Annotated in this window: 16 protein-coding genes; 13 read left to right on the top strand and 3 right to left on the bottom strand. The window is 42.0% G+C overall.

Annotated elements, in window-relative coordinates; translation table 11 throughout:
• The first annotated feature begins 210 nt into the window (after nt 1-210).
• The 12 genes from ABIN91_RS03255 to ABIN91_RS03200 all read left to right on the top strand — a co-directional run bounded on the left by ABIN91_RS03255 (nt 211) and on the right by ABIN91_RS03200 (nt 15,329).
• On the top strand, nt 211-1,494 hold the full coding sequence (locus ABIN91_RS03255; RefSeq protein WP_348048395.1) for a PQQ-dependent sugar dehydrogenase: 1,284 nt from the start codon (nt 211-213) through the stop codon (nt 1,492-1,494).
• A gap of 7 nt (nt 1,495-1,501) precedes the next feature.
• The gene (locus ABIN91_RS03250) at nt 1,502-1,927 is read left to right on the top strand and encodes a cytochrome c (RefSeq protein ID WP_348048393.1); all 426 of its coding nucleotides are present in this window, start codon (nt 1,502-1,504) and stop codon (nt 1,925-1,927) included.
• A 36-nt stretch (nt 1,928-1,963) separates the two neighbouring features.
• A complete protein-coding gene (locus tag ABIN91_RS03245) occupies nt 1,964-3,184 on the top strand; it encodes a glycoside hydrolase family 88 protein (protein WP_348048391.1) in 1,221 nt (406 codons plus the stop codon).
• A 19-nt stretch (nt 3,185-3,203) separates the two neighbouring features.
• The gene (locus tag ABIN91_RS03240; RefSeq protein WP_348048389.1) at nt 3,204-4,628 is read left to right on the top strand and encodes an alpha-L-fucosidase; all 1,425 of its coding nucleotides are present in this window, start codon (nt 3,204-3,206) and stop codon (nt 4,626-4,628) included.
• A 24-nt stretch (nt 4,629-4,652) separates the two neighbouring features.
• A complete protein-coding gene (locus tag ABIN91_RS03235; RefSeq protein WP_348048384.1) occupies nt 4,653-6,212 on the top strand; it encodes a putative Ig domain-containing protein in 1,560 nt (519 codons plus the stop codon).
• A 25-nt stretch (nt 6,213-6,237) separates the two neighbouring features.
• A complete protein-coding gene (locus ABIN91_RS03230) occupies nt 6,238-7,098 on the top strand; it encodes an AraC family transcriptional regulator (protein ID WP_348048382.1) in 861 nt (286 codons plus the stop codon).
• A 27-nt stretch (nt 7,099-7,125) separates the two neighbouring features.
• The gene (locus tag ABIN91_RS03225) at nt 7,126-8,718 is read left to right on the top strand and encodes a glycosyl hydrolase family 28 protein (protein WP_348048380.1); all 1,593 of its coding nucleotides are present in this window, start codon (nt 7,126-7,128) and stop codon (nt 8,716-8,718) included.
• A gap of 55 nt (nt 8,719-8,773) precedes the next feature.
• Nucleotides 8,774-10,819 carry a hypothetical protein gene (locus ABIN91_RS03220; RefSeq protein WP_348048378.1) on the top strand — a complete coding sequence of 682 codons (2,046 nt, stop codon included), beginning with the start codon at nt 8,774-8,776 and terminating at the stop codon, nt 10,817-10,819.
• A 10-nt stretch (nt 10,820-10,829) separates the two neighbouring features.
• A complete protein-coding gene (locus ABIN91_RS03215; RefSeq protein WP_348048376.1) occupies nt 10,830-12,578 on the top strand; it encodes a glycosyl hydrolase family 28 protein in 1,749 nt (582 codons plus the stop codon).
• 141 nt (nt 12,579-12,719) lie between these two features.
• On the top strand, nt 12,720-13,286 hold the full coding sequence (locus ABIN91_RS03210) for an RNA polymerase sigma-70 factor (RefSeq protein ID WP_348048374.1): 567 nt from the start codon (nt 12,720-12,722) through the stop codon (nt 13,284-13,286).
• A gap of 135 nt (nt 13,287-13,421) precedes the next feature.
• Nucleotides 13,422-13,682: a hypothetical protein gene (locus tag ABIN91_RS03205; RefSeq protein WP_348048372.1), complete on the top strand. Its 261-nt coding sequence runs from the start codon at nt 13,422-13,424 to the stop codon at nt 13,680-13,682.
• 108 nt (nt 13,683-13,790) lie between these two features.
• The gene (locus ABIN91_RS03200; protein WP_348048370.1) at nt 13,791-15,329 is read left to right on the top strand and encodes a hypothetical protein; all 1,539 of its coding nucleotides are present in this window, start codon (nt 13,791-13,793) and stop codon (nt 15,327-15,329) included.
• A 161-nt stretch (nt 15,330-15,490) separates the two neighbouring features.
• Here the strand turns inward: ABIN91_RS03200 and ABIN91_RS03195 are convergent, their stop codons facing one another.
• Together ABIN91_RS03195 and fucP are read right to left on the bottom strand one after the other, a co-directional pair.
• Complete coding sequence (locus tag ABIN91_RS03195) at nt 15,491-17,638, bottom strand: TIM-barrel domain-containing protein (RefSeq protein WP_348048368.1); 2,148 nt, start codon at nt 17,636-17,638, stop codon at nt 15,491-15,493.
• A gap of 141 nt (nt 17,639-17,779) precedes the next feature.
• Entirely contained in the window at nt 17,780-19,144 is a 1,365-nt protein-coding gene (gene fucP / locus ABIN91_RS03190; RefSeq protein ID WP_348048366.1) for an L-fucose:H+ symporter permease, read from the bottom strand.
• 270 nt (nt 19,145-19,414) lie between these two features.
• Between fucP and ABIN91_RS03185 the strand changes: the two genes are divergently transcribed.
• Nucleotides 19,415-21,955, top strand: a complete 2,541-nt coding sequence (locus ABIN91_RS03185; protein ID WP_348048364.1) for a glycoside hydrolase family 95 protein — start codon at nt 19,415-19,417, stop codon at nt 21,953-21,955.
• Here the strand turns inward: ABIN91_RS03185 and ABIN91_RS03180 are convergent, their stop codons facing one another.
• The gene (locus ABIN91_RS03180) at nt 21,956-23,629 is read right to left on the bottom strand and encodes an altronate dehydratase family protein (protein ID WP_348048362.1); all 1,674 of its coding nucleotides are present in this window, start codon (nt 23,627-23,629) and stop codon (nt 21,956-21,958) included. It abuts the gene before it with no gap.
• Between the last annotated feature and the right edge of the window lie 280 nt (nt 23,630-23,909).

Here is a 23,909-nt window from a genome sequence, read left to right as displayed (position 1 = left end):
TTTTAACTTGTTTAATATAATATACTGGTGCTATTTTAAATGTATTTTAATTAAAAAAAAATTGAAAAACATACCCCCTTTTTTCTTGTCGGATTGTCTTATAATTAAAGGCAGTGTATTACTGTCAATATAAACCTGAGCTTATTCTATTCCTATATTAAACTTGTCAGTGTACTAATAGAGAAATAGAATAACAGTCTGTGACAACTAATGAAAAGTAAATTATTAAAATACATTATAACACCGATTTTAGGCTTAGTCATTTGTACAATTATTTATGCTTTAAAAGCGGATAATGGAGTTGTAGCAGACGCTGGTAATGCTGGCTTAAAATTGCCCGAAGGCTTTGGCGCTTTAACTGTTGCCAACATAGGTGCAAAGGCCCGCCACCTGAGTGTTACCCCGCAGGGTGATATTTATGTAAAGCTGGCTAAACCGAAGGAAGGTAAAGGTATAATCACCTTGCATGAAGGGAGCAATGGTAAGGCCGAGATTACCGGAGGTTTTGGCAATTATGGTGGTACGGGCATGTATATAAAAGATGGTTATATGTACGCCTCGTCAAATACCGAAATATTTAGATACAAGTTGGATGCTCAAAACAAGGTGATTGACCAGGAGCATCCCGAAAGAATAATTATGGGTTTGAAAGCCGGCCGCCAGCACGAAACCAAATCATTGGTGTTGGATAACGAAGATAATATTTACATCAATATAGGTGCTCCTTTAAGCGCTTGCCAGGTTCAGGATCGAGGCCTGCATTCGCCAGGAATACCGGGTTGCCCCTTGTTGGATTCTGCCGGTGGTATATGGCAGTTTAAAGCCAATAAACTTAACCAGACTTATAAAGATGGTGTTCGGTATGCAACCGGCTTGCGCAATATTGTGGGCCTGGATTGGAACCAGCAGGATAACCAACTGTTTGTAATGCAGCATGGCCGTGATAATTTGAACAGCTCATGGCCAGAGTTATTTACCACCAAAGAATCGGCCGAGTTACCTGCCGAGTGCATGTATGCGCTTAAAAAAGGAGATGATGCTGGCTGGCCCTTTATGTTTTACAATCAAATAACCCATAAAAAAATAGTAATGCCCGAGTACGGCGGCGATGGCAAAAAAGAAGCTGATGCCAAATACCTGGAACCTGCCGCGGCCTATCCCGGCCATATGGCACCCAACGGATTATTATTTTATACCGGGAAAATGTTTCCGGAGAAATACCGAAATGGCGCTTTCATAGCCTTCCATGGTTCATGGAACCGTGCTCCGGAACCTCAAAAAGGTTATTGCGTGGTATTCCAGCCGTTTAAAAATGGAAAACCTGCCGGTGATTGGGAGGTGTTTGCCGAAGGCTTTGCTGGTGTTGACGAAGTAAAATCGCCCAGCCAGGCACAACACCGCCCATGCGGATTAGCCTTAGGTATCGATGGATCGTTATACGTAACAGATGATGTTAAAGGCAATATTTATCGCATTATATACACTAAAAAATAATTACTCAATGAAACGAATACTCGTTATCTTATTACTATCCGTACCCTTTTGTTTAAGCGCGCAAACTAAAAAAACTGCACCTGCCGCGGGGATGGCTGCTTCAATTACCCGCGGGCAAAAAGTATATCTCCAGTACTGCTTATCATGCCATCAGCTTGATGGTGGTGGCGTGCCTAACCTTAACCCGCCATTGGTTAAAACCAGTTATGTAACCGGCGATAAGGTCCGCCTGATCAAGGTAGTGCTAAATGGTTTTGCCCAAAATGTTAATATTGATGGAGAATCATATTCTAACAATATGCCGCCTCAAAATATGCTGAAGGACCAGGAAATAGCCGATGTGCTCACTTATGTGCGCAATAGTTTTAGCAATAAAGGCACTGCAATTACAGTGGCGCAGGTTAAAGCGGTTAGGGCAAAAAATAAAAAATAGTAACCAAATCATTAATGAATTATAACAACCATAATTATGCGTAAATTTTTATCAGTGCTATTGCTAACCGCTTGTTCGGGTGCGGTGTTTGCACAAACCAATACCGAAGAGGTGGTGCGCCGCGTGGCGGATAACATTATTAAAACTACAACCTTCAAGTTTGTGAATAGTAAAACCGGCGAAAAGTTTGACTCAACCAAGGGCCTTGCCCCATCGGGGGATGTTAAGGCCGAAAGTAAATACAATAGATGGATGTATGTGAACGGAGTGCTTACCGCGGGCATGATGCAGACCGCTGCTGTGCTAAATGATAAAAAGTATTCGGATTATAGCTTACATAATTTCCAATTTATTTTTAATAGCCTGCCTTATTTTGAAGAGGTACGTAAGGATAAAAGTGTTAAGGTTGAATATGGCCCGTATTTTAACATCAGCAATCTGGATGCCTGCGGGGCCATGTCGGCAGGATTAATGGATGTTTATGCTTTGGATAACCGTAAAGATTACCGTACTTATTTAGACCGATCAGTTGATTATATCTCGAACAAACAACTACGCCTGCCCGATGGTACTTTATGCCGTCCAAATCCCAGGAAAAATACCATTTGGGCCGATGATCTTTACATGAGTATTCCCTTTTTAGCACGCATGGGTAAGTTAACCGGCAATACTAAATATTTTGATGATGCCATTAAACAGGTAGAGAATTTTAACAAGTATCTGTACGATACAAACACCGGCCTGTACTGGCACAACTATTATAGCGATGTAGAAATGAATGGTGTGGGGCATTGGGGCCGCGCTAATGGCTGGTTAGCTGTTGCGCAAACGGAGTTATTGCGTAACCTGCCTGCAAATCATCCAAAGAGAGCAGAGTTGATACGCCTGTTGTTAAGGCAGATAGTAGGTTTTGCCCGTTACCAGGATCAGAGCGGTTTATGGCATCAATTGCTGGATAAACCAGATTCTTATCTCGAAACTTCGGTTACTGCTATGTATACTTACGCTGTTGCGCGTGCTGTTAACGAAGGTTGGATAAACGAAAAATATATTTCCATAGCCCGTGAAGGCTGGAAAGGGCTTACCGCTAAAGTAACCACTGATGGCCAACTGGAAGATGTTTGTATAGGAACTAATATGGACGAGGCTATTAAATTTTATTATACCCGCCCCAAAGAGCTTAATGATACGCATGGTTTAGGCGCGATTTTATTAGCCGGAACGGAAATGATCAAAGCCGAAAAGAGTACCAAATAATTATAAAAAATATTCAACTATGAAAAAAATAACATTGATATGTGCCGCATTGCTTATGCTTGTTACAGGCGTATTTGCGCAAAAGAAACTGAGCCGTGATGAGCGGATGAAATGGTGGCGCGAAGCGCGTTTCGGTATGTTTATCCATTGGGGCGATTATGCACAGTGGGCCGGTATGTATAAAGGTCACCAGGTTGGGCATGGTGGTGAGTGGATAATGAACCGGGCAAAAATTCCGGTGGCGGAGTACCAGGCTATGGCTAAAAACTTTAACCCGGTAAAATATGATGCCGATGCCTGGGTACGTATGGCAAAAGATGCCGGCATGAAGTATATTGTGATCACGGCCAAACATCATGATGGTTTTGCCATGTTTAAATCAAACGCCAGCAAATGGAATATTGCCGATGCTACACCTTATGGTAAAGACGTACTTAAGCCTTTAGCTGCCGCTTGTAAAAAGTATGGCATTAAACTTGGCTTTTATTATTCACATGCGCAGGATTGGAATAATCCGGGTGGAGCAGTTTCGCGAAAAGTATCATCTGAAGGGTGGGCTAATCCCGATTCGGCAAAAATAGATGCTTATACAAAAGAGCACAACGGCCATTTTGATCCTTATCAAACTACAGCAACTATGGGCGAGTATATAGACCGGGTAGCTGTTCCGCAGATGAAAGAGCTATTAACCAATTACGGCGAAGTAGCAGTTTTATGGTGGGATACCCCAACAAACATGACGGATGAATATGCAGAAAAATTAAACGCTGTACTTGCCCTGCAACCTAATATTATTACAAACGATAGGTTAAAGCGACCTAATTTTCCGGGTGACACTAAAACGCCTGAACAGAAGATACCAAGCCTTAGTGAACTGGATGGTAAAGACTGGGAAACCTGCATGACCATGAATGGAACCTGGGGTTACAAAAGCTATGATAACAAATGGAAAACTCCCGAAACGCTTATTCACAACCTTGTTGATATTGCTTCGAAAGGTGGAAACTATTTGCTGAATGTGGGACCAAACGCGGAAGGAGAGTTCCCGCAAGGAAGTATTGATGATTTGAAAGCCATTGGGGTGTGGATGAAAACCAACAGCGAAGCTATTTATGCAACTACTGCCAGTCCGCTGCAACCTTTAGCCTGGGGGCGTTGTACCAAAAAAGTAGTAGGTGGCAATACAACGCTTTACCTATCTGTATTTAATTGGCCAGCCGATGGAAAGCTGGTTGTGCCGGGTGTGAAAAATCAATTGGTATCAGCCAAACTATTGGCTAATGGTTCGGCTTTAAAATCGGAATCTAATGCTGATGGGCTGATTATTCAACTTCCTGCCAAAGCTCCAGATGCTATTGCTTCGGTAATTAAGCTGGAAGTAAAAGGAATGGTTGGCAATACAGCAGGTAGTAACGGTAAAATGAAAACCGGCGAGTTAGACTAAATCAAACCTCATATAACCCTTATTATGATGAATAATCAATTATTCAAGGCTTCTATATTTTCAATACTTTGCTTTGTTGCAACGGTTACCAAAGCGCAAACTCAGGATGTTGCAAAAGCACCGGCGGTAATACTCACTCCTAAATCCGGCCCTGAGCCGCGTATTAACGGGCCAAAAATATTCGGTGTACATCCCGGTAACCCAATTGTATTTACCATACCCGCAACGGGGGTAAGGCCAATGAGGTTTTCGGCAGATAAGTTACCCACGGGTGTAAAGCTGGATGCCAATACAGGGCAAATATCAGGCTCTGTAACCAAACCCGGCACTTACGTTATTCAGCTTCATGCTAAAAACTCATCGGGCGAAGCCAAGAGAGAATTCAAGCTGGTAATAGGCGAAACATTGGCGCTTACACCACCAATGGGTTGGAACAGCTGGAATATTTATGCTACCAAGGTAACGCAGCAATTGCTATTGGCAAATGCGAAAGCCATGGTTAGCTCGGGCCTTGTTAACCATGGCTGGAGCTATATGAATATTGATGATGTTTGGCAAGGTGAGCGCGGTGGAGAATTGAACGCGATACAACCTAACCCTGTAACGTTTCCGGACTTAAAGAAGGCCAGTGACGAGATACATGCGATGGGTTTGAAAATGGGTATTTACTCTACACCATGGATAGAATCATACGGGCACCATGTAGGCGGATCGGCTAATAACCCGGAAGGTAAATTTGAAAGAACTCCAGAAATGGATAAGGTACCACGCAATAAAAAATTGTTCCCTTACAAAATTGGCGATTATGATTTTGGCGACAAGGATGTAAAACAATGGGTTAAATGGAATGTAGATTATTTGAAGTATGATTGGAACCCGATAGAGCTGCCAGAAACAAAAAAAATGTTTGATGCCTTACGCGCCAGTGGCCGCGATATTGTTTTCAGCTTATCAAACAGTACTCCTTTTGCCAGTATTGGCGAATTATCAAAGGTGTCAAATACGTGGCGTACGGGTGGCGATATCAGGGATAGTTGGAAGAGTTTGAGTACTCGCCTGTTTTCGCAGGATAAGTGGGAACCATACGCTGGTCAGGGCCATTGGAATGATCCGGATATGATGGTTGTTGGCGTTGTTGGCTGGGGTAAAGATTATCACCCAAGCAATTTAACCGCGGATGAGCAGTATACTCATATGAGCGCGTGGTGCTTAATGTCTGTGCCTTTGCTGTTAGGATGCGACCTTACCAGGCTTGACGATTTTACCCTGAGTCTATTAACTAACGACGAAGTAATTGCTGTTAACCAGGATGCTTTGGGTAAACAGGCTACAGTAATATCCCGCCAGGGCGATGCCGGTGTAATGGCTAAGGATATGGAAGATGGTTCAAAAGCGGTTGGCCTATTTAACCCTGGCGAAGGCTCAAAGCAAGTAGTATTAAACTGGGCCGATCTTAAAATAAAAGGCAAATACATTGTGCGCGATTTATGGCGGCAAAAAGACCTTGGCGCTTTTGACGGCGAGTTTAAAGCCGATGTAAACCAGCACGGTGTAGTGATGGTTAGTTTACGCAAGGCTAAATAAATTAACCGAATATAAGGCTATTACTATGAAGCCACAATTATTAAAGGTATCAACAGGGCCGTCGCATTCTTTTAGTGTGCGGCGGGATGTTGCTCCGCATTTTAACAACAAGTGGCACTATCACGAAGAGGTTGAGCTTATTTATTTTATTAAAGGTGAGGGTACTCAGTTTATAGGTGATAGCATTAAGCGTTTCAGGAGTGGTGATGTTGTTTTGGTAGGAAAAAAATTACCGCATTACTGGAGATTTGACAACGAATTTTTTGACAAGAAAACAGATAAAAATGTAGATGTAAGGGTAGTGCATTTCTGTGAAAATTTTTGGGGCGATACCTTTTTGAAACTCAAAGAAAACAGCAGTATTAAAGCTGTTTTAGAAAATGCACGCCGGGGTATAGAAGTGCGGGGAACTGTGCGGAAAAGAGTAGTTGATATGCTTGAGAAGATACATGATGCCGAAGGGCCAGACAGGATAATTATATTGCTTGAAATATTGCTGCAGATAGCGGGTAGCGAACAATGTATATTATCATCGCAGCCGTTTAGCAATAAAATTGATAATGCCTATAACGAGCGTATTAATGCTATTTATGAATACTCACTGGCTAATTTTAGAACCAAGATACACCTTAATGAGATAGCGGCGGTAGCTAATATCAGTCCGAACTCTTTTTGCCGGTATTTTAAATCGCAAATGCGTAAAACCTATTCGCAATTTTTAATAGAGTTGAAAGTAGAGTACGCCTGCAAATTACTGATGGAAAATAAAGTAATTATTAAACAATTGTGCTACGAATGCGGCTTTAACAACTTTGCCAGTTTTCATAAATATTTTAAATTGATAACAGGCAAAACCCCATTAAAATATCAAAAAGACTTTATATAAATCATCACCCTAAAACATCGCTAAAAAATGAATTTTTTAAAATGCTATATTACCTGTGTAATTACTGCAATAACTTGTACCTGTTTGTATGCAACAGATGTTAACATTGAAAAATATGGCGCCATAGGTGATGGAACCAAACTAAATACCACAGCGATACAAAAGGCTATTGATGAGTGTAATAAAACGGGTGGCGGTAAAGTAATATTCCCGGCAGGTAAATTTTTATCGGGGACTATCGCATTAAAAAATAAGGTTACACTTTGGCTGCAAAAGGATGCAGTTTTATTGGGCAGTACCAATATTAATGATTACCAAAACCTTGACCCATTTACCGAGGGTTTGGGTATTGACGTGGGCTGGGCATTGGTAGCCGCTATTGATGTTAAAAATATAGGTATTGAGGGCGAAGGCATTATTGATGGGCAGGGCTCAAAAGTAAAAGCCGAGCAAATACTAACTGATACCCGCCCCGAATCGCAACGTTGGGGTAGGCGGCCGTTTTTGCTGCGTGTGGTGAGGTGCGATGGGGTGAATATTAATGGTATCACCTTGCATTATTCGGCCGCGTGGACATCGCATTATTTTCAAACGCGAAATTTAAATATCAAAAATATAAAAATTGTAAGTGTTGGCGTAGCGCACAATGATGGTATTGATATTGACGGATGCCAGGATGTACACATCAGCGACAGCGACATTCAAAGTGGTGATGACGGCTTGTGTTTTAAAACCACTTCGAGCAAAATGCCTTGCAGCAATATTGTTGTATCGGGTTTGCGTATTAAAAGTAACCAGGGCGCCATTAAAATGGGAACAGAATCAATGGCCGCTTTTGAGAACATTAAAATATCAAATTGCTACATTTATAACACAACCAACGGTGGTATTAAACTGCTTAGTGTTGATGGCGCGTATCTGCATAATATCGAGATATCGGATATTACGATGGTTGAAGTTAAAACCCCGATCCTGATTCGTTTAGGTTCGCGGTTAAGCGTATTCAGAAAAGCTCAGGATACTAAACAGGAAACCGGAATATTAGAAAACGTTATTATTAAAAATGTGAAGGCCAAAGCTGCAGATAATGCCCAGCTGATGCCCCCGTCGGGTATATTGATCACTGGTATCCCTAACCATCCCATCAAAAACCTTACACTCCAGAACATTGATATCCAATTAGCCGGTGGCGGTACGGTTGAAAATTCACGGCAGATTGTACCTGAAGCTATTGATAAATATCCGGAGGTTAAAACCTTTGGTCCGCTGGTACCTGCTTATGGTATTTGGGCAAGGCATGTTGAGGGCTTAAAGCTTATCAACGTTAAATTTAGCTTGGGTAGCAATGATGTGCGCCCGGTATTTATTTGCGAAGACGGGAAAAATATTGAACTGAATAACTGGACGATTCCCGAAACTACAGGAGCTCAAGCCGTGATCCGTTTAGAGAATGTGAACGGTGCGAGCATTAATAACAGTAATGTGCAAGGCTCGGCCGCGGCATTTGTGCGTGTTGAAAACAATAGTGATAGCAGGGTGCAGTTGAGTGGGAATAAGCTGCCAGGGATAAAGAAGGATATTGAATATGATAAACATGTTAGCTTACCATCTGCCAATTAATGATAGGCTAATTATAGAGTTTAAACATTTGTATTGAGTGAATTTTATGAGATCAATGATGAAAGCTGCAATATTTACTGGCTTGTTCTTTTGTATTACCGTAGCGGTACGGGCACAAAATACGGTGTTGCCTGAACAAACCGACAGGTGGCAGATACAAACCGATGGCAGTATAAAATGGGATGTAAAAGCCAGGTTGCCTCATGCCGATCATATCGAAATGTCGGGCGAAAAAGTTTCGCTTTGGGTTGAGTATGGAGTTGACACCGCGGGTGTATGCACTATAAACCGCACCGTGGTATTCCCAACATTCCGCATGTTGCCCGATAATACCCGTAGCCATATCACCCATACCTTCCGGGATAATGAGTTGCCGAAATTTACCATTAATAATAAGCCATTGCGTAATGATGTTGCCAGAGGCGGGAAGAATGAGTTGAGCTACAAAGTGAAAAGCTTTAGCCACAAAGGCATTATGCAGGTATCTGCAGAAGCCGGAAACCCCGCATCGGTACAAATAGAACGCAGCCTTTTTCCATCGGTAGATAAACCTATGGCTATCGAAAAATTTGTATTTACCAATGTGAGCAGCATCCCGGTAACGGTTTCGATGGAGCATGTTAGGCTACAGATTGTAACCGATACGGCCAAAAGCAAAGGGGCGCCACATAGCATCATTATGCAATCTGTAGATCCTGGTAGCAGGGTGATTCAACCAGGCAAATCTACTACTTATGCGGTTTGTTACCTGGCTACAGATGAGCCGCAAATACCACTTAAAGTTAATATTGAACATGAACAATGGGCACGAGAAAGCCGTGTTACCGAAATTTTATCGCCATTACAGTTGCAAACTCCTGATAATGTTTTAAATACCGCCTTTGCTTTTGCAAAAATACGTGGCACAGAAAGTATTTATAAAACCAAGGGCGGTTACATGCATGGCCCTGGTGGGCTGGCTTATTATGCCGCTATTTGGGCCAATGACCAGGCTGAATATATTAGTCCGTTTTTTGCCTTTTCGGGCGATAGGATAGGTAATCTTTCGGCGATGAATTGCTACCGGCTTTTTGCTAAATATATGAACCCTGATTATAAACCATTACCAAGTTCAATTGTGGCCGAAGGTGATGCCGTTTGGAAAGGCGCCGGCGACCGGGGCGATCAGGCTATGATAGCTTATGGAGCTTCGCGATACGCGCTTGCTAATGGCAATATTGATTCGGCCAGAGTTTTGTGGCCGTTGATAACCTGGTGCTTAGAGTACAGCCACAGGCATATTAACGATCAAGGGGTGGTAGAGTCAAAAAGTGACGAGCTGGAAGGGCGCTTCCCATCGGGCAAGGCAAACCTATCTACCAATTGTTTATATTATGATGCGCTGGTATCTGCCACGTATTTAGCTAAACAATTGCACCAGCCACAAGCACAAATTGATGCGTACGTTAAACAGGCTGCTCAACTTAAAGCTAATATTGAGAAATATTTTGGCGCTAATGTACAGGGTTTTGAAACGTACAGATATTATGAAACCAATGATGTTTTGCGTGCATGGATATGTTTGCCCTTAACAGCAGGAATATATAACCGCAGCAAGGGAACTATTGATGCCCTATTCTCGCCACGTTTATGGACCGCGGATGGATTGGCAACACAGGCAGGTAAAGAAACCTTTTGGGATCGATCAACATTATACGCCTTACGCGGCGTATTGCAGGCCGGTGAAACAGAACGGGCAATCACATTCTTAGCATATTACTCGCGTCGCAGGTTGCTGGGTGAGCATGTGCCTTACCCTGTTGAAGCTTATCCCGAAGGTAACCAAAGGCATCTATCTGCCGAAAGCGGATTGTATTGCCGCATTTATACCGAGGGGTTATTTGGTATGAGGCCAACTGGTTTTAATAGTTTTGACTGCTCGCCAAGATTGCCTGAAAAATGGAATCAAATGGCTTTACGTAATATCCACTCGTTTGGCAAAGTGTTCGATCTGCACATATCCCGGCAAGGAAAAGATAAGTTAAACATTATGGTAACTCAGGGAAGTGTGAAACGGACTTATACAATTAAAAACGGAACAACAGCATCAATAACAGTTTAAACATAGTTTTATGATAGGTAAAAGCTTAAAAGGGATGGCAAACTTTTTTTCGGGAAGATCAAAAGTTGAGCATGACGTTAACTCCGATATATCACGTCGTGAGTGGTTTGGGCGTGTTTCTGTACCGGCTGTTGCGGCCACTATTGGTATAGGCTTGTTGAACAATACCGCCGAAGCAAAACCGAATAATGCAGCTGCCAAGCCTGATAACATGCAGGGAGCGCGTATTTACAACATACGCGATTTTGGTGCCAAAGGCGACGGTAAAGCTTTAGACACTAAAGCTTTACAGGCTGCTATTGATGCCTGTACCCATGATTTAGGGGGCACTGTATTGGTACCGGCAGGTACATTTGTAATAGGCACAGTTGAACTAAAAAGCAATGTGCATTTATATATTGCCGCTCAGGGTATTTTGTTGGGTACCGATGATGGTAAGCAATACTATGCAGCCGATGCTATTCCATTAAGCGGAGATTCCACATTAAACGATGGAAATGTTGGCCTTTTGTTCGCTGTTAAAGCAGATAATATTACCATTGATGGGCCTGGTACCATTGATGGGCATGGATCCAGGTTTCGCAGCGCGGTTAAAGGTGAATTACCCCCTGCGGGTATAAGTGGCCCGCACAGACCATACCATTTGCTGTTTCATCAATGCAAAAATTTAACTGTTCGTGATATTTATTTATTGAATAGCGCATTCCATTCGGTAAGAGTTATCCAGAGTGAGTTTGTAAAAATGGAAGGATTACATATTCGCGGAAGGGTGATCAATAATAACGATGGCTTTCATTTTATTAGTTGCAGGTATGTGCATATGAGTAATTGTAATGTACAAAGTCAGGATGATGCCTGCGCGTTATTTGGCAGCTGCAAATTTATCACCGTAACCAATTGTAGTTTTAGCACACGCTGGTCGGTATTTAGATTTGGCGGAGGCGAAGCCGAGGATATTACCGTTTCTAACTGTTTGATATACGAAACCTACGGCTGCCCAATTAAAATGCGCTGCGGTCCTGGTTCAAGATTTGAAAATATTTCTTTTTCCAATATTGTAATGCGGGGTGTAACCGGCCCCATATCAATAGGGCTTGGATCTCAAAACTCCAGGCAAAATACCACCCCAAGAGCACCGGGTATTGTGCGTAATATTTCTTTCAGCAATATTACAGCAACTGTAGTTAAACCAGTTCCGTTGCGTGATAGCGAGCATCCGAGTAATTATAATCCCGGCGAAATATTTTCGAGCGTAACGCTTAACGCTATGGATAATGTTTTTATAGAGAACATTACTTTTAATGATGTACATATCACCTATCCGGGTGGTGGTACAATTGAGCAAGGGGCTGTACGCGATGTACCTAAAATAGCCGGCGAATATTACGAAATAGGTGTACCCCCTGCCTACGGTTTATATGCGCGTAATGTGAAAGGTTTAATACTACACAATGTTAGTTTGGCTATGGCTAATGCCGATTTACGCCCCGCTTTAATATTGGATAATGTACACGACGTTGCCGTAAACGGACTGAATATTGATGGGCATGAAAAAGCGGAATCGGCATGCCGGTTTATTAATAGCAGCGATGTTTTGGTTACAGCTGTACGGTTAAAAAATGCCGCAAATGTATTTTTAGCTGTAGAGGGCGCGGAGATCAAAAATATCAAAATTGATGGTGGCGATGTATCAAAAGTAACTACTGTTGTGGCTTTTAATTCGGGTGCTTTAAAGCAATCGGTACGTGTACGTGATTAATATATAGCGCGTAATTTGCATACTGAAAAAGCTAATTATGTGTAATTAGCTTTGTATTGTTAGTGATTGCCATAATGGGGTTAATTGCTTTGATATAGGGTACTTATGGGGTAAATTTATTTACCAATAAAACCCATTGTCATGTCTATCCCTCAACCTATCAGCGAGCATGAACTTATTTTACAAGTTACACAAGGTAATCAAAGTGCCTTTGGCCTGTTATTTAATAAGTATCATCAGCAGTTGGGTACATACATTTTCAGATTAACCGATTCGATGGAAATGGCTGAAGAAATTGTTCAGGATGTATTTGTTAAAATATGGGCAAACAGGGAAGCTCTTTGCGAAATACAGTGTTTTAAAGCCTACCTTTTTGTAATGTCGAAAAACCAGGCGCTTAACTGCATAAAAAAAACGATAAGGGAACAAAAGCATCAAACCCAATGGCGGGAAGAGGAAGGTTGCGAAGAGCAATTGGTATTGCAGAAAACAGAAATAGATAATTATTATGCGCTTTTAGATATCGCGATAGATCACCTGCCTCCTCAACAACAAAGGGTTTATTTACTGAGCCGCCACGATAGGTTAAAATATGCCGAGATAGCCCAAAAGATGAATCTATCGCGCGAAACCGTTAAAAAATATCTTCAGTTAGCTGTTTCTCATATCAGCGCTTATTTGGAAAACCACTCGGGCGTGGTGATATAACGATACTGTTTTTTAAATTTTTTTAGAAAGACCGGTATAGCATACCCCCTTTTTTATCCAGCCCATTGTCTTGTATTATATAGCCTTTTGTTGTGCTATTATAAACAGTTACTTGATCATTTTTTCGGCGTATAAATGGGTAGTATTAATAAAAGAGTATTCTATTTATTTAACCTGCATTATATAAAGCAGGCCAGCCCACAACAAATTGTAGAGCTTTTTTCAATGCTTAAAGATCTGGATGATGTGCAACTCATCCAATTAATGCAGAATACCTGGGATGATGTTGATACTGATGATATTGTATTTTCAGTATCTCAAAGCCAAAATATGCTAAGCAATATTTTATCGGATCAGCATAATGCGGATCAAACACTGGTACTTCATCACAAATGAGATGTTGAGTTATTATTGTTGGGTTTAGCTTAATAATTACATAATTTAACGTTTTAATAGAATTTTTGCCCAACAAGATAATTCATTTCATTAGTTTAATCATCATCAATGAAAGTATTCAAATACTCCCTGTCCTTATTACTGGTTCATGTTGTTGTAAGTGTAAACGCTCAAAATAAAAGCGAATGGATTTATGCCGGTAAATCCGGCAAGCTCAATTACAAAACTATGGATAGGGGTGATAAGATCATGGATTTTTCGTATGCGGGATACATGGGTGGTGGTGTTAGTATACCAACTGTCCCTGTAAAGGTAATACTTAACCCGCTTGACGGGGATAATACCGAAGCTATACAAAATGCGATATTACAGGTATCAAAAATGCCATTGGTTAATGGTTTACGTGGTGCGATACTGCTAAATAAAGGCACTTATAGTTGTTCGGGGCAAATTAATATCAATAACAGTGGTGTTGTGTTAAGGGGCAGCGGTTCGGGGGGTGATGGCACTATTATCAACATGATAGGTACGGCGCATCTTTGTATTTCGGTAAAAGGGAATGTTAATTCTACAACGTTAGGTAATACGGCTAAAATAACTGATGCCTATGTTCCATCGGGTAGTAACTCATTCAGTTTGGATAATGCAAGTGGTTTTTCTGTTGGTGATACTATCCGGATTACACGCCCGGTGACTGATGAATGGGTTAAATTTATGGGTATGGATGCCCTGACGCGTGATGGTAAAAAACAAACCTGGATAAAGGGTGATATAACAATTGATCGGGTTATCAGTAAGATTGATGGTAAGAAGATAGCGCTTGATGTTCCACTAACCGACTCGTACGATGCAATTTATACCAAGCCGGGCGTATCTGTTGTAAAGATTAAAACTACTGGAGAAATATCACAAACAGGAGTTGAAAGTTTACGGATCACCTGTATGGCTAAAAGCGTAACGATCAATGATGCCCATTACCGTGCGCTGAGTATGAGTGGCCTGAGTGATGGATGGGCAAAAGATATAGATATTTATAATACCGTAAACAGCGTTAGCGTAACGGGGAAGTGTATCACCTTAGATGGCGTTAATATTAATCACACTATACCTACAGTAGGGGCCGCCAAGCCAGCAGACCTGAATGGGAGCGGACCGCAAATACTGTTTAACCACTGCAATATTACCGGCGATAATGTATTTTTTTTAGCAACAGGCGCCAAAGTTAGCGGCCCTATTGTTTTGCTTAATTGTGTTTTTAAAGGTAATGGCTGGATACAGCCACATCAGCGCTGGGCTACGGGGTTGTTGATAGATAATTGCCAGGTGCCAAACGGAGGGATTGATTTTATGAATCGTGGTGCAATGGGGTCGGGGCATGGCTGGGCCATTGGCTGGGCGGTAGCATGGAATTGCATAGCAAAATCATTCCTTAACCAACAGCCGCCGGGGGCAGTTAACTGGGTAATAGGTAGTAATGGCGAATCTCAAAAAAAGCCAATACCATCGTTCCCGGCAGATGCTGGTGCCGCAAATCAGCCTGAAGGTATTTACGATTCAAAAGGAACATCCGTTACTCCGGCAAGTCTTTATTTAAGTCAGTTAGCAGAGCGTTTGGGTAAACAAGCAGTTAAAAATATTGGGTATTGAATAATTAGTTAGTTACCCTGAGAAATTGAATGTTTTAAGAATTCGTTGAAAAATATTTTAATAAAACCTACTTTATCCCCCCCCCCTGAAATTACTGTTGGATACTGATGTATGTTATTTTGGTTATTGAGATAACCTCGGTTTAACCGGGCGATATTATGTTATTCCGTCATCATTTTGAAGGTGATGTTTTTAAAGCTGTTGGGTTTACCCGGAGCCGCGTTGCTTATTGAGCTTGTTATTTTTCCGTTCTGCTTGGTTACTTTGATCTGGCGGAAGCTGTAGTCGCCTTTTTCGTAGTTGAAGGTTTCGCCATCATCGTCGTACAAGTTATAGGTGCCGGGTTTATTACCGTAATATCTTATTTCCAGATCGACCTGCTGGTTGGCTTTGGGTGCATGTAATAAGGGTGGCATCATGGGTATTATACCGCCATCTTTAACGTAAACGGGTATTTTATCCAGGCCCGGTGTTACAGTGATCACCTCGCCATCGCCGGCAAATTTGCCGGTATAAAAATCAAACCATTTGCCTTTGGGTAATATGATTGTACGACTGTTTTGACCAGTAAACATTGGCGCTATTAATAGGTATTCGCCGGCCATGTATTGATCTTTGATTTCTTTGGAGACGGATTCCTCGTAAGGGTTTTCTTCCAGATTAGTTTTGGTTTGAACCACTTTGATACCTTGGGTACTATTAAAGCCCGGTTCGAGGTTCATGGCCCGGAATGGCGGGATGCCCTGGAAATGGTATTTGGCAAACTCGCTATACCAATAAGGCATCATTTGCATGCGCAGGTTAGCCAGTTGTTTTACCTGTTCGGCCACATCGGGGAACGTCCACGGTTTGGTACCGCTCGACCAGGCGTTGATCATGGCCATTGGCGAAAAGATGTTGGACTGGAACCTGCGTAGCCACTCTTCTGATGTTTTTGACGCACGTACTTCAGGAGTCCATAAAACCCCGGCAAAACCGCTGTTAATGAGGGCTGTGATGAAATCCTGGTGATTGTAGTAATCGTTGTAAATAACGTAGGGCAATGATGCGCCACCGCCATTTGAGGCACGTACCAGTCCGAAGGTACGTTGGTTGCGTTTATGGTAAAGTTCGGTTACGTAGCGCTGCATCATTAAGCCATAGGTTTGGCGCATTTGCTCGGCGGTGTGGCCTGATGGAAAGATAGCCACATCCGGCCATAGATAACCATCGCCACCATCAACTTCGTCCATTTTGTAACCGCTTATGCCGATATCAACCTTGCCGGTTTCTAACTGTCCGAAAAATATGTCCCTTGCTTTAGGCAGGCTTATATCAGGTACCAAGCCATTCCACACGGTATGCGATGCCGTGTAAGGGAGAATGGTTTTGTAAATGGGCGCTTCTGGCGATACGTATGGATTGGTCCATAAGTTTAAGCGGATGTTTTTTTTCAGCATATCCTGTACCAATGCTTTGGGATCTGGAAAACGGGTTTTATCCCAATCAAAAGTACATGGATACGATTTGCTTTGCCAGCCAGGTTCAAGGCCGATAAAATCTAATGGGTAACCTTTATCTTCAAAAGCTTTGGCTTCGGCGGTTACGCCTGCGGCATCGGTTAGGCGCTGTACACGTTGGGTAAAGCCAAGCCCCCAGCGTGGTGGCAAGCAGCCGCCTCCGTTTAGTAAATTGTAACGGCGGATAGCATCCATTGGGGTTGGGCCTGCAAAAATATAGATCTCGGCACCTTCGGCAGGGATCAGCATTTCAACGGCATCAGAATAAGGGTGTGATTTCCAATTTTTGTCGGTATTCCTATCCAAAACCTCGGCAGGGGTTTTGCTATCAGCACGCACCGCTGTGCCCGCGTAAACGGTGATGTAACGGGCGCAATTAATAAATACACCATAACCACTGGATGAAACGTAGAATGGTGTAGGGGCGTGTGTACGGCCGTTGTCTTTACCGGCATAATTATCTACATGCAGCGTTAATATTTTGCCCCGCTGGTACACGGTTTGAAAGTTGAGGCCGAAGCCGTAAAGCTGCTCGGTACGGGTGAGCGGGAAGCGCAGATAGGTTTTGCCATTAACCACAGTTGCCGAAATATCTGCCTTGTTTAATGGGAAACCGGCGTTGCCCATTTCAACCAAGCCGGCATGGTAAGGTATTGCGCCAGCCGCGTTTAACAGGTTAAAGTTATCGGGTTTACCAATAATGGCTTTGAATATACCGGGTTCAACCTGGGTAAATGTTGGGGCCTGCGCTTGCGCGGAATAGTTAAGGCAAAGGAATAAAGAGCAAATAAAAAGGATAGATCTGTGCATTGGTAATTGGTTACAATTGACAATGCAAGCTGCAAAAAAGCCAGATCAAAAGGATTGCTTAAAGAGGCATAATATTAAGTTTAGTTGGCGTTTTTGTATGCTCCGATCGGGTTTAGCCCGATCGGAGCATACTTAATATGGTTATCCTAAGTTTCCGGGATCGAATGCTGTTTGGACATCGGTTTTGCTCGTTACTTTATACCCTGATAAGCCAAACACGGCTATCACAGCAAAGCAAATTAAAGGTACAATATATCCATATTGGATGTTGTTGAATGATTCGCCAACCATCCCAAAAAAGCGTGGTAGAATAGCACCACCAACTATTGACATGATAATTAAGCTACTGCCAAACTCAGTATCGCCACCTAAACCTTTAATACCTAGTGAAAAGATAGTTGGGAACATGATAGACATGAAAAAACATATGCCAATTACCGTATAAACGGTTATCATGCCATGAGCAAATACTGCAACGAGGCAAAGTGCAATATTAATAATGGCATATAACGCCAGTAGTTTTTGAGGTTGTATCACTACGTTTAAAGCAGTACCTACAAAGCGGCCAATTAAAAATGCGATACCACAAATACCCAAATAATCAGCTGCTTTTACTTCGGATATCCCGGCCGATTTTGTTGCATATAGGATGAATAAACTAAACACGCATACTTGTGCACCAACATAAAAAAACTGAGCAGCAACACCCCATGATAAGTGCTTGTGTTTAAAGGCATGCAGGATGTTTTTACCTGCTACATGTTCTTCTGTTTTCTGAATTTTAGGCAGTTTAATTATTGAGAATAGAATGGCTATCACAACCAGTATAGCACCTAAAATAAAGTAAGGCGTTTTAACGGACGCGGCTTCGGCAGCTAAGGCCAGCTTTTTTGCGGCTTCTGTCATGGTGCTTAACTCAGCATCAGTATGGCCTTTGGTTAATATAATTCTGGCACCAATAGCTGGAGCCATAGCCGCGGCTAAACCGTTAAATGATTGTGCGAAATTTAAGCGTAATACCGATGTTTTGGGATCGCCCAAAGTTGACATATATGGGTTGGCGGCGGTTTCTAAAATAGTTAATCCACAGGCTATGATAAATAGCGCTATCAAAAAGAAACTATAAAGCTGAGTATTCGCAGCTGGAATAAATAAAAATGATCCTGTAGCAAAAATGAGTAGGCCAATAACAATACCCCATTTGTAGCCATATTTTTTCATGATGATACCGGCAGGTATAGCCATTAAAAAGTAAGCGGCAAAAACAGCAGAGTCGATCAATGTTGCCTGAACTGTGGTTAGTGTGAACGACCTTTTTAAATGCGGTATTAATATAGGATCCAGATTATGGGCAAAGCCCCATAAAAAAAACAAGGACGTAACTAGAATAACCGGAAATAACTGGCTGGTTTTGTTGGCAGGTTGTTGTACCGGCTGAGGTGCAATGGTTTGCATAGGTTTTAGATAAGTAATAATTGGTTTTACAAAGAAAGTAGGATTTACCATATATCATCTTTTTAAAATTGCTTAATTAATAAACTATATTGGCATATCTGTAATAAAGCTATTCATTGCCAGGGTTTACTGGTTCATTTGTGTAGTGACAGTAGGGTTAGTTATAATGCATAACAAATGAATTTTATCTGATGGTATGGTTTGTAAAAGGGTAATTCCAGACTTTTATCTAAAGCCAAAATTGTTTAATACTATACTCATATAGTGATTAATGTAAGTGCGCTTTTTTGCACCTTGCGTTACCAAATTATACACTAATAAATGAAGCTTACAACGTTTACCATACTGGTATCAATTTGCACACTGCCCGTTTTGGCTCAGCAAATAAACCAACAATCGTTAAAATTGTGGTATAATAAGCCCGCCCGGGTGTGGGAAGAAGCTTTGCCATTGGGTAATGCCAAAACCGGTGCCATGGTTTTTGGGCGTATCAATATAGAGCGTTATCAATTAAACGATAATACCTTATGGTCGGGTTTTCCGGATGCTGGAAATATATCTAACGGACCGCAGGTTTTGCCACTGGTACGTAAAGCGGTTTTTGATGGCGATTATGAGAAAGCTGCCGAACTATGGAAAAAGATGCAAGGGCCGTACTCCGCCCGTTATTTGACTATGGCTGACCTGTTTTTAAACTTTGGTTTGTCCGATTCTACAACAAGCAATTACTATCGCGATCTTGATATCAAAAACAGCACAACTACGCTTAAGTATACCATAAAAGGTGTTAATTATACCCGCAAAACTTTCATCAGCCATCCCGATAAGGTGATGATCATTCAATTAACCGCCGATAAGGCAAATGCATTGAGCTTTAATACAAGCTTAACCAGCAAGCTGCATTATACAACAAGTGCTGTAGGCGATGATTACTTAGTGCTGAAAGGAAAAGCGCCTAAATTTGTGGCTAATCGCCCTTCGGAACCTCAGCAGGTTGTTTATGATGACAATGGCGAAGGCATGACTTTTCAGGTGCATATTCGAATTAAAGCTACCGGTGGAACCATTAAAGCCAATAAGGACGAATTGCAGGTGAAGGGAGCTACAAGCGTAACTATTTACTTAACTGAGGCTACCAGCTTTAACGGTTTTGATCGTTCCGCGGCATCGGCTGGGAAAGACCCGGCTATTGAAGCCAAGACAAATTTGAACGGGGCTTGGGTAAAGAGTTATCCTGAACTTGAACGCAGACACATTGCTGATTATCAAAAGTTATTTAACCGTGTTCACTTTAATTTAGTTACCAATCCGGAAGCTGATCAATTACCTGTTGACCAACGAATGCTGCGATTAAAAACTGGTAAAAGCGACTTGGAATTGCAAGCTTTATATTACCAATATGGCCGGTACCTGCTTATTGCCAGCTCAAGGCCAAACGGGAGAGCAAATAATTTGCAGGGTTTATGGAACGACCTGGTACAACCGCCATGGGGTAGTAACTACACCACCAATATCAATACCGAAATGAACTATTGGCTGGCAGAAAACACCAATCTATCGGAATGCCATGAGCCTTTGTTTGATTTTATTAAAAATCTATCGGTAAACGGAAAAGTGACAGCGAAGGTAAATTATGATATTAACGAGGGTTGGGTGGTGCATCATAACTCGGATATCTGGGCAAAAACATCAACTCCGGGTGGGTATGATAAAGACCCTAAGGGCATGCCGCGCTGGTCGTGCTGGCCAATGGCCGGAGCATGGTTGAGCACGCATTTGTATGAGCATTATTTGTTTACACGCAACACCAATTTTTTAAAGACTGAAGGTTATCCCTTAATGAAAGGTGCCGCGCAATTCATGCTCAATTGGTTGATTACCGATCCTAAGAGTGGTTATTTAGTTACCAATCCATCAACTTCGCCTGAGAATACGATCAAAATAAATGGTAAGGAATATCAACTGACCATGGCTTCTACTATGGATATGAGTATCATCCGCGAATTGTTTGAAGATTGTATTAGGGCAGCTACTGTTTTAAATACCGATAAAAAGTTTGTTGCCAAATTAAAAAATGCTAAAGCTAAATTATATCCATATCACATCGGTCAATACGGTCAGCTGCAAGAGTGGTTTAATGATTGGGATGATCCGAAAGATACACACCGTCATATTTCGCAGTTGTTTGGATTATATCCGGGGAGCCAGATCAATGTTTATCGTGATGCTGGGTTGGCTGCCGCAGCTAAACAATCGTTAATTCATCGTGGCGATGTAAGTACAGGTTGGTCAATGGCATGGAAAACCAATTGGTGGGCGCGTTTGCAGGACGGTAACCATGCTTATAAAGTTTTAAGCGCGGCGCTCAATTATATTGATCCGATTGACACTAAAGAGCAAATGAGCGGTGGCGGTGCATATCCTAATTTATTTGACGCGCACCCGCCATTTCAAATTGATGGAAACTTTGGCGCTACAGCCGGTATAACCGAAATGCTTTTGCAAAGCCATTACGGCGAACTGGTTTTATTACCCGCTTTACCAGATGCATGGCCCGAAGGCAGCATATCCGGAATTAAAGCGAGGGGGAATATTACAGTAACCGAAAACTGGAAGAACGGCCATTTAACTACGGCTCAAATCACATCGGCATTGGGTGGTAAATGCGTACTCAGAACTTTTACGCCTGTAAAAGTAAATGGTGTAAAATCTGTTACTGATACCAGAAACAGACAATACACCAATGCTGCTGTATATCAAAAAAATACCAATGCGCAGCTACAAGCTTTGAATTTGAAAAAGAGCTATGTTACAGTTTTTGAAACTCAAAAAGGTAAAACTTATACGGTTGTAGCGCAGTAATTATAATGATACGCCACGTTTCCACGGGATAAAATCATCCTGCCCAAGTGTTACTGCTTTGGGGATGATCTGTCCGCTGGCAACGGCAATGGTGTGTTCTAAAATTCTGTCGGCAACCTGGGCTAGTGTTTCTGTACCTTCAATAATATTACCGCAATCAATATCTATAATATCGGGCATGCGTTTGGCGAGCGGGGTATTTGTAGCCAGTTTAACAACCGGGGCAACCGGGTTGCCTGTTGGCGTGCCCAAACCTGTGGTAAATAAAACAACATTTGCACCGGCGGCAACTTCGGCAGTGGTGCTTTCAACATCGTTTCCGGGAGTGCATAACAGGGTTAAGCCGGGAGTAGTAACCTTTTCGGGATAATCAAGCACGGCAACCACCGGCGAACTTCCGGCTTTTTTAGCGGCTCCGGCAGATTTAATGGCATCGGTGATCAAACCATCGCGGATGTTACCGGGAGATGGATTGGCATAAAAACCTGAGCCTGTTTCTTCGGCGCGCTGGTTGTAAACTCGCATTAAGTCATTAAATTTAAGAGCTGTTGGTTCGTCTATGCAGCGGTCGCTAAGTTCTTGCTCTACTCCGCAAAGTTCGGGGAACTCGGCTAATATTACAGATCCGCCCAGCGCTACAATAATATCGGCAACCAAGCCAATGGCCGGGTTTGCCGATATACCTGAAAAACCATCAGAGCCACCACACTCCAGGCCAATACATAATTTTGATAAGGGGGCCGGCTGTCTTTCAATTTTATTAACCTCAATAAGCGCGGCAAAAGTTTGTTTAAGCGCTTTTTGCATTAATTGGCTTTCGGTTCCTTCTTTTTGCTGCTCCAGAATAATGAGTGGTTTATTAAAACCGGTATCACGTTTATTGATCTGATCAACCAAAATTGAAGCTTGCGCGTGCTGGCAACCTAAGCTTAATATGGTTGCACCGGCTACGTTCGGGTGGGTAATATATCCGGCCAATAATCCGCATAGCGCATCCGAATCGGTACGGGTGCCGCCACAGCCTAAATCGTGGGTCAAAAATTTGATCCCATCTAAATTGGAGAATAATTTGGTACCTGCGTTTTGATCGGGCGCTATTTGTAAGTCGGCATTTAGGATGTCGTCAATCGGTTTACCTGCTTTATATAGTGCTACCAAATCGTCAACGTTCTTTTCATATAGGTCGGGTTTTTTATAGCCTAACTTATCCAATAGCGCATCTTTTAAAACCATCACATTACGGTTCTCGCAAAACACCAACGGGATAACCAACCAGTAATTAGCGGTACCTACCGAGCCATCTGCACGGTGGTAGCCATTAAAGGTTTTGTTTTGCCATTTGGTAATATCGGGTTTAACCCAATTTAGTTTGCGCTGGCCTAAACTAAAATCTTCTGATGCATGTTTTATATTTTGTAATGTTATGGCAGTACCTTTTGCAAGTGGCTCTAAAGCAACGCCAACAACTACACCATACATAGTTATAGCGCCGTTTAGATCAATGTTTTGGAGGGTAAATTTATGCTTGGCTTTAACATCGGTAGCTAACATAAATTTATCGTTATTATGTTGTATAAGTGTACCTGCTTTTAAATCTTTAAGTGCAACCAACACATTATCGTCTGGGTGAATGATCAAATAAGTTGAAACTTTGTGAGTTGTAGTATTTTCCATGAGTGTATTTTAGCGATGCCTGATAAATAGATTATAGCGTAGGCTGTAAGCAAAAAATCAGGCCTTAATAATTGTGCAAGTAACAATAATGGAATGTTTTTTTATTGGCATATCTTATCATAATAGTCATATTTATTGGCATATTGTTAGTATTTTAGATGTTGTTATACAAGCACTGCTAAACCAATTATTATAGCTTGATTTTCTGGGCTCGGGAACTTATCCATGTCCTCCCTGTTGAGGTTGTTTGGATGAGTTATCAGTAACCGGATTTCTAAAT

It is taken from the genome of Mucilaginibacter sp. (assembly GCF_039921305.1).
In the GTDB taxonomy this organism is placed as follows: Bacteria; Bacteroidota; Bacteroidia; order Sphingobacteriales; family Sphingobacteriaceae; genus Mucilaginibacter.
This window is presented reverse-complemented; position numbering and strand designations above follow the sequence as displayed.